Here is a 14,320-nt window from a genome sequence, read left to right on the forward strand (position 1 = left end):
CGACGGCCTACCGGGGTTCGCTCCGGTAGGCCATCACGTCGTCGAAGACGAACAGGTCGACCTCGCTGTCCGCGAAGTCGTCCAGCACGTGCCGGGCGGTGTGCGCGATGGCCCGGCCGGGTCCGTTGAGCGAGGTGTTGATCAGGGCCGGGACACCGGTCTGCGCCTCGAACGAGGCGAGCAGGCCGTGCAGCCGCGGCTGGTCGGTGCCCAGGGTCTGGATCCGGCAGGTCCCGTTGACGTGCCGGGCCTCCGGGGCGGTGCCCTCCGGCAGCTGGTACTCGAAGAGCATGTACGGGGAGGGCCCCTCGCCCGGGTACAGCTCGGCGAAGCGCTCGTCGCGCATCACGGCGCCGAGCGGGCGGTACCACTCGCGCTGCTTGAGCTTCATGCTCATCCGGGTGCGGATCCCGGACACCGCCGGGTTGCCCAGCAGCGAGCGGTGCCCGAGCGCCCGCGGCCCGAGCTCGGCCGCCCCCTCGGTCAGGGCCACCACGGCGCCGTCCGCGAGCAGGCCGGCGACCGCCGATCCGTCGTAGGGAACGGCCTTCAGGCCCGCCGTGTCCAGGGCGGCCAGGACGTCGGTGCGGGCCTCTCCGGTGCCGTTGGCGTACACGCTGAGCGGCTGGGGGCGCTGACCGAGGACGTAGGTGAGGGCGTAGATGCCGGCGCCCGCCAGGTGGCCCGCGTCGCCGCAGGCCGGTGGCACGGCGATGGACCGGCCGAAGGACTCGCGCAGCGCCGAGTTGGCGACGATGTTCAGGGCGCAGCCGCCGCCGAGGGCGATCGGGCCGACGCCCGTGGCGGTGCGGGTGACGTGCCGGTCCAGGACACTGCGCACGGCTTCGGTGAACAGTTCCTGGAAGGTGGCGACGACATGGGCCGCCGTCTCGAACTCGGGGTTGAACTCGGGGCGCTGGGCGAGCTCGGCACGCACCCGCTCGGCCAGTTCCAGGTCGTGCATCACCTGCGGGTCCACCGCCAGCAGCTGCTCGCGTATGCGGGTGTCAGGCTGTCCGTAGCCGCCGAGTGCCATCACCTTGCCGGCCACGCTGGGGCTCTTGCCGAAGCCCAGCAGATGGCCGATCGCGGTCCAGCCGAAGCCGTTGCCGTACCAGGGCAGCGGGTCCTTCGCGATCCACTCCAGGCGGTCGGCCTCGACCCGGAAGAGGGAGCTGCGGGTGAGCTGTCCGCGGCCCTCGTTGACCAGGACGACGGTGCCGTCCTCGTGGCCCGCGTAGTGGGCGGCGAGAGCGGCGTGCGAGACCTCGTGGGTGACGATCACACAGTCCACGGTCCGGCCCAGCAGGTCGCAGGTGGTCCGGTGGTGCGGTGCCCCGGCGTCGATCCGTTCCATCGCCTGGTCCAGGTCCGGGATCCGCAGCAGGGCGCTGCGGACCGGGGTGCTGACCGCCACCAGGTCGATCCCGTCGGTGTCCACGCACTCCTGGGAGAGCACGTGCTCCAGCGCGATGTCGGAGCGGTGGTCGTGTTTGACGCGGGTGAGGCGTTCGGTCTCGATGGCGAAGACCAGTCGTCCGTCCTCGAAGTAGCCGACGCCGGTGTCGTGGCCGGCGGAGTGGAGAGACAGTACCTTCATCAGCGCTCCTGGTCAGGGGGTCGGAGAGTGGGAACGACCGAGTAGGGGGCCCACTCGACCGCGCGCAGCGGCCGGCCAGTCAGCCCGCGCAGATACAGCTCCGTCCCCACCCCCGCGAACCAGCCGAAGTAGAGCCACTTGATCAGGGCCTTCTGGACGCCGTGCCGCCGCCCGCCGGTGGCGTCGAAGGAAGTCAGCGGCCACAGGCCGGCGAAGAGGATGTGGCCCAGGTAGTGGCGGACCACCGGCAGGGGCCAGTCGGCGAGGTCGACGAGGTGGTTGAGCAGGATCCGGCGGATCCTGCGGCGGGTCTCGCCCGCGGGACCGGCGACGTAGTAGTGGCAGCGGGCATCCGGTACGAGGCGCAGACGGGCCAGCGGATCGGGCAGGTCGGGGTCGAGGAGCCGGAAGCAGACGTAGCCGTCGTCCGAGACGTAGCGGCCGGGCATGCCGCCGGACAGGACGTCGGTGGCCACCAGGATGCAGCAGCCGTGCGGGTAGTTGGTCGCGGGTGCCGCGACCGCCTTGGCGCGGGCCAGCAGGCGCGAGGTGGCGAACTGCTTGGTGTGCGGGATCTTCGTGGCGCCCACCGCGCCCCGGCAGCCGCCCGCCAGGAAGTCCCGCGCCAGGTGCGACAGACAGCCCGGATCGAGGGTCACGTCGTCGTCGACCCAGCCGACGCCGACGCAGCCGAGCAGCTCGGCGATCTCGATCGCGGCGTTGAGCGTACGGGGCTTGCCGGGGCCCGGCAGCGAGAGGCCGCACACGGACACCTCCGGCAGCCGGGCGCGGGCCCGGGCCAGCAGCGCCCGCAGCCGCGTCACGGATTCGTCCGCCTCCTCGGCCGAGGTCCACTGCATGCCCACGAAGAGCACGACGGGGGCCTCCGGCCGGTCCTCGGTCAGTTCGGCGACCCGGTCCAGCAGGGCGTCGAAACGTTCCGCCTGTTCGGCGAGGGTGCCCCGGGAGACGTAGGTCGGGGCGATCAGGGCGAGGGCCGGGGAGCCGGAGCGCAGGGTGTCGGCGGCGGCCCTGGCGTCGGAGAGCAGGGCCGGCCCGCCCGACGGATCGTCGGGCAGGACGTAGCGCACGGGCACCGACCAGGACGGCCGGGGACGAAAGCCCCGGGCCATGGTCCGGCGGACGTGGTGGGTCAGGAACGGTTCACCGCGGCGCCGTCGGCCGCGGTCCGGCAGCGGGTCGTTGAGGCGGACGGCGGGGCCCGGCCGCAGGGACGCGGCCGGGCGGACGCTCTCAGAAGTCACGGTCGGTGTTGGAGGTCGAGCGGGCGAGGCTGCGCAGACCGTCCAGGGTGTTGCGCCACTGGCCGGTCGAGGCCATGTGGGTCAGCAGCGGCTTGGCCATGGAGCGGCGCAGGAAGAATGCGCGGTAGGCGGCCTGGGCGCGGCGCTGGGCGTCGGGCACCAGATAGCCGATCCGCGCGTCGAACTCGCCCCGCACGAACCGGTCCCAGTAGTCGGCGGGTATCTGTCCGGCGGCCACCGACTCGGTGTGCAGCGGGGTGCCCGGCAGCGGGGTCGCGGTGTAGAAGCTCGCGTAGTCCAGCGGGATCCGGCAGGCGAGGTCGACGGTGGCGCGGAACTGCTCCCGGGTCTCGCCCAGCCAGCCGACGATGAAGTAGCCGAAGCCCTTGATGCCCGCCTCGTGCGCGGAGGTGACGGCCCGTTCGATCTTCTCGATGTCGCTCTCCTTGCGCATCCGCTTGAGGATCTCCGGGTCACCGTGCTCGATGCCGAACCGCAGCCGCACGCAGCCCGCCCCGGCCATCGACTTCAGCAGCGGTTCGGGCACCAGGTCGACGCGGGTCGGCGCCTCCCAGCGCACCTTCAGGCCCTGTTCGCCGATGAGCGCGCAGATCTCCCGGACCCGGCCGCGGTGCAGCGTGAACACGTCGTCGTAGAACATGATCTCCTTCACCCCCCACCGCTTCTTCAGCTCCGTCATCTCGCCGACGACGTCCTCGGGGGAGCGGTACATCGACTTCTTGTCGACGGCCTGCTTGAAGCAGAAGCTGCACTTGAAGGGGCAGCCGCGGCTGGAGATCATCGTCGCGAACGGCCGGGGAGCCATGATCGAGTAGTAGTTGTTCATCGGCAGGCCGTCGCGGGAGGGCCAGCCGACCTCCTCCAGGTTCACCATCGGCGCGGCCCCGCCGTCGTGTTCGCGGGTGACCAGACCCCGGATGCCCTCCGGTTTCTCGCCCTGCTCCAGGGCCTCGGCCAGCTCCGGCATGATCGTGATGCCCTCGCCGACACCGACGTAGTCGATGGCCTCGTGGAAGAGGTTCTCGTGCGCGTAGACCTCGGTGTGCGGGCCGCCGAGGATGACCTTGGCACCGGTGCTCTTGGCCGCCTGGCAGGCCTCGACCGCGCCGGGCAGGCCCGGGGTCGTGGTGCTGACGCCGACCAGGTCCGGCTGGAAGTCGGCGAGGAGCTTGCGCAGGCCCTCGCTGTCCAGGCCGAGGGCGGGGGTGTCGACCTGGATGACGTCGTGGAAGCCGGCCGACTTCAGCGCGGTGTGGATGTAGCCGAGACCGAGGTGGGGCAGGACGCCGGCCCGCTTCTGGATCTGGGTGATCTGGCGGGTGTTGAGGCACAGGTCGTGGTGGCGGACCAGCGCGATGCGCAGCTTCCGCCGGCGCCAGCGCGGCAGGCCCGGGCGGGCCGGTGCCTCGGCGACGGCGGTCGAGCAACCGCCCGACGCGCCCCCTGCCGCCGCACCGGTACTGATGACGGGCAGTGTCTTCCGCATGAAGTCCCCTCCTTCTGGGGTTGTGCGGGCGGTGGTGTCATGGGGACTCAGCGGGTTCCTCCGGCCGCGAGGGACTCCAGCTGGAGCAGATACAGGGCCAGCGGCTGGAGCCGGCTGACGCGCTGCGGTGCCCCGGGCCCGCGGCCCGCCGCCAGCAGCCGTTGCAGGACCCGGTCGCGGCTGCGCCACCAGTCCCGTTCGGCGTGCAGGGTGTGGCCGAGCAGCCGGGCGAGGTACGCCAGCCGGTGCCCGAACAGGACGAACCCGTGGCGCTGTGGAACGGCCGCGGCGAACCCCAGGCCCGCGTGCTCGGGGAACGCCTTGTGCAGCGCCTGGTCGTGGAAGGTGCCGTCGATGAGGAACCGCCGTGGCACCGAGGCGAGATGGTCGACGAGCGCGTGATCGAGGTAGGGGGTGTGGACCACCGTGTGCTCGCCGCCGAGCGCGAAGGGTGCCAGGGCGATGGAGCGCCGCGTCCGGTTCCAGAAGAAGAACGAGCCCAGCGGGAGGGGAGCGTCGGCGTGCCGGGCCAGTTCCCGCACGAGCCGGGCGCGGGCCCTCTCCCTGCTCCACAGGGCGTGGGTGCGAGGGCCGAGAAGGTGCTCGACGTGTGCTCCGGTGCGGCCGGCGACCAGCAGCCGGTCCGCCAGCGCCGGCAGGTCCGCGCTGTCGTAGGGGTTCTTCCGGATCAGCTCGATGCTGGGGTTCTGGGCCAGCTCGCCGCCCCCGAGCCCGTCGTACCACAGGCCGCCGTGACGGCGCAGGAAGGCCAGCAGGGGCAGCGTCCAGGCGCCGTCCAGCGTGCCCATGCCCTGGGCCGGGCCCGCGGCGCGCTCCGCGTGGAACTGCGAGCGCGGCCGGTCGACGGTGCGGTGCGGCAGACCGAGGCGCCCGGCGAGATCGGCGGCGACACGGATGTCGGCACCCGGGTCGGGCGGGAACTTCGCGCCGCTGACGCACTCTCGCGGCGGGGCGCCCTGACGGCAGAGCTCCAGCAGGATGTGCCGCGAGTCCCGGCCGCCGCTGAGCGGCAGGACGTACGGCTGAGTCGGCAGCCGACGGGTCACGGCGGCGCGGAACAGCTCGACGAAGCCGTCCACGGCCTCGTCCCGGGTGAGGTCGGCGGGCCCGGAAACGGGAAGTGCGGGGGCGTCGAGGCGCACCCCGTCGCGGGTCCAGGTCAGCGTGGCGGCGGGGGGCAGCGCCCGGATCGCGGTGAAAGGGGTGTCCTCGGCGAGGAAGAAGCCCAGCCGGATGAAGACGGCCAGCGCGTCGTGGTCGAGGTCGGCGCGCTCACCGGGCCGGAGCAGGGCGAGCGGGTCGGGGGAGAGCGTCAGCGAGCCGGCGTCGGACCGGTAGTACAGCGGGTGCATGCCGTACCGGTCGGTGCGGGCGAGGAGGCGTTCGCCGTCCCATTCCCAGGCGGCGAAGATCCCCTCGGGCGGCTGCTCCCCGGCCAGCGGGTCCCCGCTGAGGACATGCCCGAGCCGCGCCTCCTTGTCGCCCTCGGCCCGCACCCCGTCGGGCCCGGGGACCAGCCGGGTACGGGGCTTCACCGGGTTTCCAGCAGGGGCCGGACGGCATCGCCGATCCGGCGGGCCACCGCCTCCTGGTCGAGCACGGACTCGGCGAAGCCGATCGCGGCCTTCTTGTGCTCCTCGATCGCCGACGGGCGGGTGAGCCAGTCGTCGACAGTCCGGAACAGGTCCTCGGGCGCGGCGCAGGCCCGGCCCAGGTCGTGTTCGTGGATGAGCCCCGGCACCCACCGCTCCATCGGCAGACCCGACTCCAGCATGAGCACGGGAATCCCGAAGTAGGCCGCCTCCAGCGTGGTGTTGGGGCCCGCCTTCGAGACGAGCAGTCCGTGCGGCGAGCGGGACGCGCGGTCGATGTAGTCGAAGTACTCGGCCTGGGTGAGCCGACTGTGGAACCGCCAGTGCGGGAGCCGCTGCGCACCGGCCGCGGCGCGACGGGCGAGGTCGGGGTCGTCGTAGCCGACGAACACCAGGTCGGTGTCCGGATGGTGGGCGGCGATGTGGTGCACCAGCTCCAGGTAGACGTCGCCGCCGCGGTTGCAGAAGACGATCAGACGGGGCCGGCCGGAGTCCGTGTCCCCGCCCCAGGGCCCGGCGGCCGGGGCGGCGGACTCGCTGGTCATGAAGTCGCGCAGGTCGTGCTGGGCGACCAGCGGCCCCACCACCCGCACCTGTTCGGGATCGCCGCCCGTGCGCGCGAGGAGGTGGTCCTTGGCCCAGGCGAAGCCCACCAGTGTCAGATCGGGGTGCGCACTGCGGTGCAGCGGCAGCTGGAGCAGCCCCGGGTTGGTGACATGGCTGACCACCCGGGTGCGGATCCCCGCCAGCCGCACGGCGGCCACGCACAGCCGCGCCACGAACCCCTTCGTGCCGACCACCACGTCGGGGGCGGTGGTGCGCAGGTGCTCGGTGAGCGGGGCGAGCGCGGCTTGCTGGCCGGAGGTGGGGGCGACCTCGAAACCGGCGGGGAAACGTTCCTGGAGACGGCCCATCAGACCCATGTAGCGCTCGGTACGCACGGTCGCGTCGGGGCTCTCCAGGGAGATCGTGCGGATCTCGGCCCCCGCCTCGCCCAGCCAGGGCAGGATGGGCTCGGCCTCCAGCAGCGTCACGTCCGCGTCGACGGCGCCGCGCAGCACCCGGGAGAACCGGGTGGCGGCGAGGTAGTTGCCGAACTCCCCCCAGGTCCGGGGGGAAAGCACCTGGATGTGCGGAGGGTCAGGGCGCACGGTGGGGCTCCTCGGTGAGGTCGAGGCAGGCGGGGGAGGGAGACGCGGCGAGCGTGGGGAGGGACTGGTACCAGAGCTGGTACGTCAGCAGAGCCCACAGCTTGCGGGAGGTGTCACGCCGCCCGGCGAGGTGGTCGTCGGTCAGCTTGCGCACGGCACCAGCGTCGAACACGCCGCCGCGGTCCAGCGCGGACGCGGAGAGGGTGTCCAGCAGCAGTGGGCGCAGCTCGTCGCGCAGCAGGGCGGCCAGCGGGGCGCGGAAGCCCAGCTTGGTCCGCCGGACGATGTCCGGCGGCAGCCAGCCGGCGGCGATCCGGCGCAGCAGGTACTTGCCGGTGAAGCGGCGCAGCTTCAGCGCGGTGGGCAGCGCGTTGCCGTACTCGACCAGGTCCAGGTCGAGGAAGGGGGAGCGTAGTTCGAGGGCGCTGCGCATGCCGCCGCGGTCGGTCTTGGTGAGGATCACGTCACGCAGGAAGTGGGCGACGACGGCGAGCTGGCTGCGCTGGACGCCGGTCAGGTCCGGCTGGCCGTCCAGGAGCCGGGAGACCTCGGCGAAGGGGGCGTGACCGGTCAGCGCCGCGCGGGCGTCCGGCCGTAACAGGCCGGGGAGTTCGGCCGGTCCGAAAGGGGCCGCGGAGAGGTAGAAACGGTGCTCCGGGGCCGCCCGCAGTCCGCGCGCCAGCAGGCCCAGGGCCGCGGCGGCGGGCAGATTGCCGGACCGCGCGGGCAGCCGGCGCGCGAGCGTTCGCGCGAGCGCCTCCAGCCGGGGCGCCGGCATCAGCCGCAGCAGGATCTCGATCGCCCGCTCGGCCTGGAAGTACCGGTAGCCGAGGAGGAGTTCGTCGGCGCCGTCGCCGGTGAGCACCCCGCGCACATGCTGCCGTGCGCTCCGGCAGACGATGCGGGTGGGCAGCAGGGAGGGATCGGCGAGGGGCTCGTCGGCCTGGGCGTACTCCGACTCCACCACCTCGGCGAGATCGCGTCCGCTGATCCGGACCACATGGTGTTCGGTGCCCAGGTGCCGGGCTACCGCCCCGGCGTGCGCGCTCTCGTCGAAGTCCTGCTGCTCGAACCCCGCGCTGAACGTCAGCACCGGCTGCCGCGGGGAGAGTTGCTGGGCCACGGCGGCCACCGCGCTGGAGTCCAGGCCCCCGCTCAGCAGCACCCCGAGCCGACGCTCCGTGCTGCTCACCCGGCGGGCGACCGCCGCCCGGAACAGCTCCTCGAAGCGCGCGGACGCCTCCCGGACGCCCGGCGCCCGCCCGGGCGACCCCAGCCGGGGCCGCCAGAACTCCACCTCACGCAGCCGCCCGTCGGCGTACTCCAGATAGCTGCCGGGGCGGACCTTGTACACGCCCTCGACGGCCGAGCCGGGTGCGCAGAAGGCCTGGAGGGTCAGATATCCGGCCAGAGCCCCGACGTCCGGAGTGCGCGGCGCGTCAGGATGGCGCAGCAGCGCGGTGAGTTCGGAGGCGAAGGCGATCCCGTCGGGCACACGCGTGTAGTAGAGCGGCTTCTTGCCCATCGGGTCGCGGCCCAGGACGGTCGTTTGCGTACGCGCGTCGTGCAGGACGAAGGCGTACATGCCGCGCACCCGCTCCAGCACCTTCATGCCGTGCCGCTCGTACAGCTCCAGCAGCACCTCGGTGTCGCTCTCGGTGCGCAACCGGGCTCCCGTGGCGCGCAGTTCGCGGCGCAGCTCCGCGTGGTTGTAGATCTCCCCGTTGAGGACGAGTGCGACGGCGCCGCTCGCCGACACGAACGGCTGCCTGGCCCGGCCGGGGTCGACGAAGGTCAGGGCACAGTGTGCGAAGGTCACGCCGTGGTGATGGCGCCAGCTGCTGCCGTCGGGGCCGCGGTGCGCCACCGCCGCCAGCATCCGTTCGGCCGTGGCACGGCCCATGTCCTGGCCACCGCCGAGATCACTGAATCCCACGAAGCCGCACATACCGGCTACGACCGGCGGGTGGGAGCCAGACCGGCCGGCGACGTGGTCCTGTGCGGCGGCGCCTGGGACAGCGACCGCCTGACCCACGTGATCTGTGTGGCCAGCCCGGAGCGCAGATCCATGCGTGCGGTGAAGCCGAGCCGCTGCCTCGCGCGCTCGACGTCGGCCAGCGTGGCCCCGACATCGCCGATGCGCGCGGGGCCGTACCTCGCGTCCGGTGTCCGGCCGGAGAGCTCGCCGGTCAGAGCCAGGACCTCGTTCATCGACACGGCCTGTCCGGTGCCGATGTTCAGGACACTGCTGCCCTGCTCCGGGGCCGTCCCGGCGAGGGTCAGCGCGCGCACGATGTCCGACACATGGACGAAGTCGCGGACCTGGGTGCCGTCGCCGTAGATCTCGATCGGCTTGTTCTCCAGGGTGGCGCGGATGACCCGGCCGATGAACATGTCCGGGCGCTGGCCGGGGCCGTAGACCGTGAAGAACCTGAGGGCGTGCACCGACAGGGAGGCGTCGCGGCGGGCGGCGAAGGCGAGGGCGAGTCGCTCCGCGGCGAGCTTGGTGACCCCGTAGGGGGACAGCGGGCGGGGGAGGTCGTCCTCGCTCATCGTGCCCTCCGCGCCGCCGTAGACGCTGGACGAGGACGCCATGACCACCCGGGGCACCCCGGCACGGACGCAGGCGTCCATGAGGCGCTGAGTGGCCAGGACGTTGCAGTGCAGATACTCCGGGAATTGCGTCCAGGACGGGCGCACACCGGGCAGCGCGGCTAAGTGGAAGACGGTTTCGGCATTGTCCAGGCAGGCCGACAGATCCGCGGAGACGAGGTCGGCGCGGATGGCGTGGAGAGAACCCAGCTCTGCGGACGGCGCGATTTCACCGGTGGCCCAACTCGATTTCCGGTCGATACCCACCACATTCACGCCATCGCGCCGCAACGCCTCGACGAGATGGGAACCGATGAAACCCGCGGCGCCGGTGACCACCACTTTTCTCGTGGTGTCGACCCCGTGGTGCGCGTCACCCGACATTGCGAATCCCCCTTGGTCCGTTGGTATCCGGTCGTTCAAGGCGGTGCTTTGCGGTGGTGCTGTCCTCGGGCGCAGATCCGCTGCGAGGTACGGAGACTCGGCCCGTCGGAATTTCCGTGGGTGCCGGAGAATTTGGCCGAGAGGTGCTGGTGCACGACGATGGCGTGCAGGGCGAATTGCCCAGAAGACCCGTGGAGTCTAACAGCGAGATGAATCAGCAGCAACGGCCTCCTGGCCCGCCGTGACCCGGGATAAAGCGGCGGACCATATTCCGCATTGGGCGACGCATTCCCGACTCCGTGCAGGCGCTCCAAGGGCCGCATCCCAGGTGCACGCGTCATTCCCAACGGCCGGGAACGGACTTTATGCTGAGGCCTTCCGCCGCCCGGGGAGGGACGCGTTGGCAGGCAGTCCGTTACGGCAACTGTCCGTACTGTTCCGCTATCTGCGCGGCGAACGCCCCTCCGTCCTCCTTCTCGCGGTGCTCGTTCCGCTCGGCATCGGGCTCCAGCTGACGGCACCGCAGATGATGCGCCGGTTCATCGACCACACGCTGTCCCGAAGCCCCTCCGACCTGCTGCTCGCGGTCGCCGGGTGGTATCTGGCGGCGGCCCTCGGACTGCTCGTGGTGACCATCGGCTGCGACGCCGTCGCCGTGCGGCTCGCCTGGCGCACCACCAACCGGCTGCGCGCCGACCTGGTGGCCCACTGTCTGCGCAGGCCCTCCTCCTTCTACCAGCGCCACCCGCCCGGCGAACTCGTCGACCGCGTCGACGGCGACGTCACCCGGCTCGCCGCGGTGATGTCCTCGCTGGTGCTGGAGGTCCTCGCCCAGATGCTGCTGGTCGTCGGGATCCTCGGCGCCCTCTTCCAGCTCGACTGGCGGCTGGCCCTGGTCTTCGCGCCGTTCGCCGCGGGCACCCTGGTGCTGCTGCGCCGGCTCGTGGGCCGGGCCATGCCCTTCGTCGCCGCCCGGCAGGCGTCGTCCGCGGAACTCCTCGGCTTCCTGGAGGAACGTCTCGCCGGCGCCGAGGACCTGCGGACCAACGGCGCCTCCGGTCACACCCTGCGCGCGCTGGAGACACGGCAGGCCGAGCTGCTGCGGCGAGCCCGCCGCGCGGCGCGGGTCTCGGCGCGCTGGCCCGCCACGGTCCAGGGCCTGTCCACCATCAGCGTGGTCCTCGCCCTGGCGGTCAGCGTGTGGCTGCACAGCCGCGGGCAGCTCTCCACCGGCACGGCCTTCGCCTGTCTGTCCTACGCCATGCTGCTGCGCCGTCCGCTGCTGGCCCTGACCACCCGCTTCCACGACCTGGAGGAGGCCGCGGTCAGCGTGCGGCGCCTGAGGGAACTGCTGGACCAGGACGACGACGTAGTCCGCACGGGCGGCCGCCCGCTGCCCGCCGGGCCGCTGGGCGCCCGGTTGGACCACGTGTCCTTCTCGTACGAGTCCGGCGAACCGGTGCTGCGGGACGTCTCCTTCCGGCTGGGTCCCGGGGAGCGGCTCGGCATCGTCGGCCGGACCGGAAGCGGCAAGTCCACCGTCGTACGGCTGCTGTTCGGGCTGCACCACCCCACGAGCGGCAGCGTTGCCGTAGGCGACCAGGACGTGGCCGGCCTAGACACCCGGGCGCTGCGCGGCCGGGTCGCCCTGGTCACCCAGGAGGTGCAGGTCTTCCACGCCACCCTGCGCGACAACCTCACCTTCTTCGACCCCTCCGTCGACGACGACCGGGTGCGGGCGGCGCTGGACGAGGCCGGACTCACCGACTGGTGGCGGGAGTTGGCCGACGGACTGGACACCGTGCTGGGCGACGGGGCGCGCGGGATGTCCGCGGGCGAGGAACAACTCCTCGCGCTGGCCCGGGTGTTCCTGCGGGATCCGGCCGTGGTCCTGATGGACGAGCCGACGGCCCGGCTCGACCCGCACACCGAGCGCCTGCTCATGCCCGCGATGGACCGGTTGCTGGAAGGGCGGACCGCCGTCGTGGTCCAGCACCGGCCGCACGCACTGCGCAACGTCGACCGCATCCTCGTCCTCGACGCGGGGACGGTGGTCGAGCACGGCGAGCAGACCGTGCTCGCGGCCGACCCGACCTCGCGCTTCCACGAACTGCTCCGCGTCGGCTGACGGGGTGGAAGGGTGACCGACATCGACATACGGGGCACGTTCGCGCAGCTCGGCGCCGTGCTGCGCGGCTCGGCCGGTGCCTACTGGACGCTCACCGGGCTGTGGGTGCTGCTGCGGGCCGGAACCCTCGCGGTGGGGCTGCTGTTCCAGCGGCTCTTCGACGCGATCGGCGCCGGCGGCGGGGTCTGGCTGCTCATCGCCTGGGTGGCCGCCATCGAGGGGGCACGGCTGTGCCTCCAGTTCGGCGTGATGATCAGCCGGCTGGAGCCGCAGGTCCAGTACGGCACGACGGCCCGGCTGCGGCGGGAGGTGCTGGGCACCGCCCTGCGCGGACGGGGCGCCGCGTCCCGGACCACGCCGGGGGAGGCTCTGCGGGTGGTGGGTGAGGACATCGACGAGACGGGCTTCTTCGTGGCCTGGGCGCCGACCAACCTCGCGCACTGGCTCTTCGTCGTCGCCTCGCTCACCGTCATGATGCGGATCGACGCGGTGGTCACGATCGCGCTGCTGGCGCTGCTGGTCCTGATCATGGTGGTCACGGCGGCGGTGCACGGCCGGTTCCTGCGTTACCGCAACGTCACCCGTACCGCCTCGGCCGAGGTGGCGGGCGCCCTGCGGGAGGCGGTCGGGGCCGTGAAGGCGGTGCAGGCGGCGGCCGCCGAGGACCATGTGGCAGCCCACATCGGCCGGTTGAACGCCGCCCGTGCCAGGGCGGCGGCGCGCGAGGAGCTGTTCGCGGGCGTACAGCGGACCGTGATCGGCAACGCCGCCCCGCTCGGGGTCGGCGTCGTCCTGCTGCTGACGGCGGGGCGGGCGCACAGCGGGACGTTCAGCGTGGGGGACCTGGCGCTGTTCACCTTCTATCTCCAGATCCTCGCCGAGGCGCTGGCCTCGATCGGGATCCTCTCGGTGCGGCTGCAGCGGGTCTCGGTGGCCCTCGGCCGGATCACGGACTTCCTCGGGAGACGGCCTCGGACACCGGCGTCCCCGTCCGGGCCGATGCCCGTACCCGGTACGGCGCTCTCACCCGAACCGGCCTGCGAGCTAAGGGAGTTGGCCGTCCGCGGGCTGACCGCACGGCACCCCGGGTCGGAACGCGGGATCGAGGACGTCTCCCTCACCGTCGTACGCCACTCCGTCACCGTGATCACCGGAGGCGTCGGCTCGGGGAAGACGACGCTGATCCGGGCCGTCCTCGGGCTGCTGCCGCACGAGCGGGGCACCGTGCTGTGGAACGGCGAGCCGATCGCCGACCCCGCGGCCTTCCTGGTGCCCCCGCGCTGCGGCTACACGCCGCAGGACCCGCGCCTGTTCAGCGGGTCGCTGCGGGAGAACGTCCTGCTGGGACTGGGCGAGAAGGACGACGACGGCGGCCAGAGCCTCTTCGAGGCCGCCGCCCACACCGCGGTCCTGGCCCCCGACACGGCGGCCATGAAGGACGGCGCCGACACCGTCGTGGGCCCACGGGGCCTCAGGCTGTCCGGTGGCCAGCTCCAGCGGACGGCGATCGCCCGGATGCTGGCCACACGCCCCGAACTCCTCGTGCTGGACGACGTCTCCAGCGCCCTGGACCCCGCCACCGAGCAGCTCCTGTGGAGCCGGCTCCTGGACGGCGAGGGCACGGCCACCGTCCTCGCGGTGTCGCACCGGCCCACGTTGCTGCGCGCGGCGGCCCGGGTGGTGGTGATGAAGGACGGACGGCTGGACGCGGTGGGGACGCTGCCGGAGGTGCTCGACGCCTCCGAGGAGATGCGGCGCATCTGGGCGAACTCGGATGCGGAGCCGGGCGGGAGCCCTTCCGGCGGATCCTTGCCGCGCCACGACGGCTAGGGGGTGTTTCGGCAGTCCCGTGCGGTGCCCGCGTCCGCCGCGGCAGCGGCTGGTGTCACAGCCGGTGCGTGCCCTCGGCGTGCCGGACGAAGGCTCTCGTACTGGACGTACTTGGGCCTTTGGTCGGTGCGGCGAGGGTGCGTGCCGGGCGCCGTGGGTGCTGTGCGGGACTTTCGAAACACCCCCTAAAGCGCGTTGCAGAAGGCCGTGATCTGGGCATTTCCCTTGTATGCGTGGGGTGTTGAGGGCT

General features: G+C 72.5%; 9 protein-coding genes. 2 read left to right on the top strand and 7 right to left on the bottom strand.

Going from position 1 to position 14,320, the window contains the following annotated elements; genetic code table 11:
* Window positions 1-7 precede the first annotated feature (7 nt).
* The 7 genes from ACFU95_RS47015 to ACFU95_RS47045 are packed head-to-tail and all read right to left on the bottom strand — an operon-like array spanning window position 8 to window position 10,112.
* Window positions 8-1,600: a carbamoyltransferase C-terminal domain-containing protein gene (locus ACFU95_RS47015; protein WP_383842701.1), complete on the bottom strand. Its 1,593-nt coding sequence runs from the start codon at window positions 1,598-1,600 to the stop codon at window positions 8-10.
* Window positions 1,600-2,865 (bottom strand): hypothetical protein, encoded by a 1,266-nt coding sequence (locus tag ACFU95_RS47020; protein WP_383842704.1) that lies wholly within the window; start codon window positions 2,863-2,865, stop codon window positions 1,600-1,602. Before ACFU95_RS47020 ends, ACFU95_RS47015 begins: the two co-directional genes overlap by 1 nt.
* Complete coding sequence (locus ACFU95_RS47025) at window positions 2,855-4,372, bottom strand: B12-binding domain-containing radical SAM protein (RefSeq protein ID WP_383842707.1); 1,518 nt, start codon at window positions 4,370-4,372, stop codon at window positions 2,855-2,857. Before ACFU95_RS47025 ends, ACFU95_RS47020 begins: the two co-directional genes overlap by 11 nt.
* A gap of 47 nt (window positions 4,373-4,419) precedes the next feature.
* The gene (locus tag ACFU95_RS47030) at window positions 4,420-5,928 is read right to left on the bottom strand and encodes an asparagine synthetase B family protein (RefSeq protein ID WP_383842710.1); all 1,509 of its coding nucleotides are present in this window, start codon (window positions 5,926-5,928) and stop codon (window positions 4,420-4,422) included.
* On the bottom strand, window positions 5,925-7,136 hold the full coding sequence (locus tag ACFU95_RS47035; protein ID WP_383842712.1) for a Moenomycin biosynthesis protein MoeGT1: 1,212 nt from the start codon (window positions 7,134-7,136) through the stop codon (window positions 5,925-5,927). Before ACFU95_RS47035 ends, ACFU95_RS47030 begins: the two co-directional genes overlap by 4 nt.
* Window positions 7,126-9,072: an asparagine synthase (glutamine-hydrolyzing) gene (asnB, locus tag ACFU95_RS47040; RefSeq protein WP_383842715.1), complete on the bottom strand. Its 1,947-nt coding sequence runs from the start codon at window positions 9,070-9,072 to the stop codon at window positions 7,126-7,128. The genes ACFU95_RS47035 and asnB overlap by 11 nt, the downstream gene beginning before the upstream one ends.
* Window positions 9,073-9,089: 17 nt before the next feature.
* A complete protein-coding gene (locus tag ACFU95_RS47045) occupies window positions 9,090-10,112 on the bottom strand; it encodes an NAD-dependent epimerase/dehydratase family protein (RefSeq protein WP_383842718.1) in 1,023 nt (340 codons plus the stop codon).
* Window positions 10,113-10,512: 400 nt separating this feature from the next.
* Between ACFU95_RS47045 and ACFU95_RS47050 the strand changes: the two genes are divergently transcribed.
* Window positions 10,513-12,240 (top strand): ABC transporter ATP-binding protein, encoded by a 1,728-nt coding sequence (locus ACFU95_RS47050; protein WP_383842721.1) that lies wholly within the window; start codon window positions 10,513-10,515, stop codon window positions 12,238-12,240.
* Between the two features lie 12 nt (window positions 12,241-12,252).
* On the top strand, window positions 12,253-14,070 hold the full coding sequence (locus ACFU95_RS47055; RefSeq protein WP_383842724.1) for an ATP-binding cassette domain-containing protein: 1,818 nt from the start codon (window positions 12,253-12,255) through the stop codon (window positions 14,068-14,070).
* Window positions 14,071-14,320 lie beyond the last annotated feature (250 nt).

Source organism: Streptomyces sp. NPDC057623 (assembly GCF_042800355.1).
Taxonomy (GTDB): domain Bacteria; phylum Actinomycetota; class Actinomycetes; order Streptomycetales; family Streptomycetaceae; genus Streptomyces.

Coding starts and splice junctions, on each gene's coding strand:
- ACFU95_RS47015 (WP_383842701.1), bottom strand. CDS start 1,600: ATGAAGGTACTGTCTCTCCACTCCGCCGGCCACGACACCGGCGTCGGC.
- ACFU95_RS47025 (WP_383842707.1), bottom strand. CDS start 4,372: ATGCGGAAGACACTGCCCGTCATCAGTACCGGTGCGGCGGCAGGGGGC.
- ACFU95_RS47045 (WP_383842718.1), bottom strand. CDS start 10,112: ATGTCGGGTGACGCGCACCACGGGGTCGACACCACGAGAAAAGTGGTG.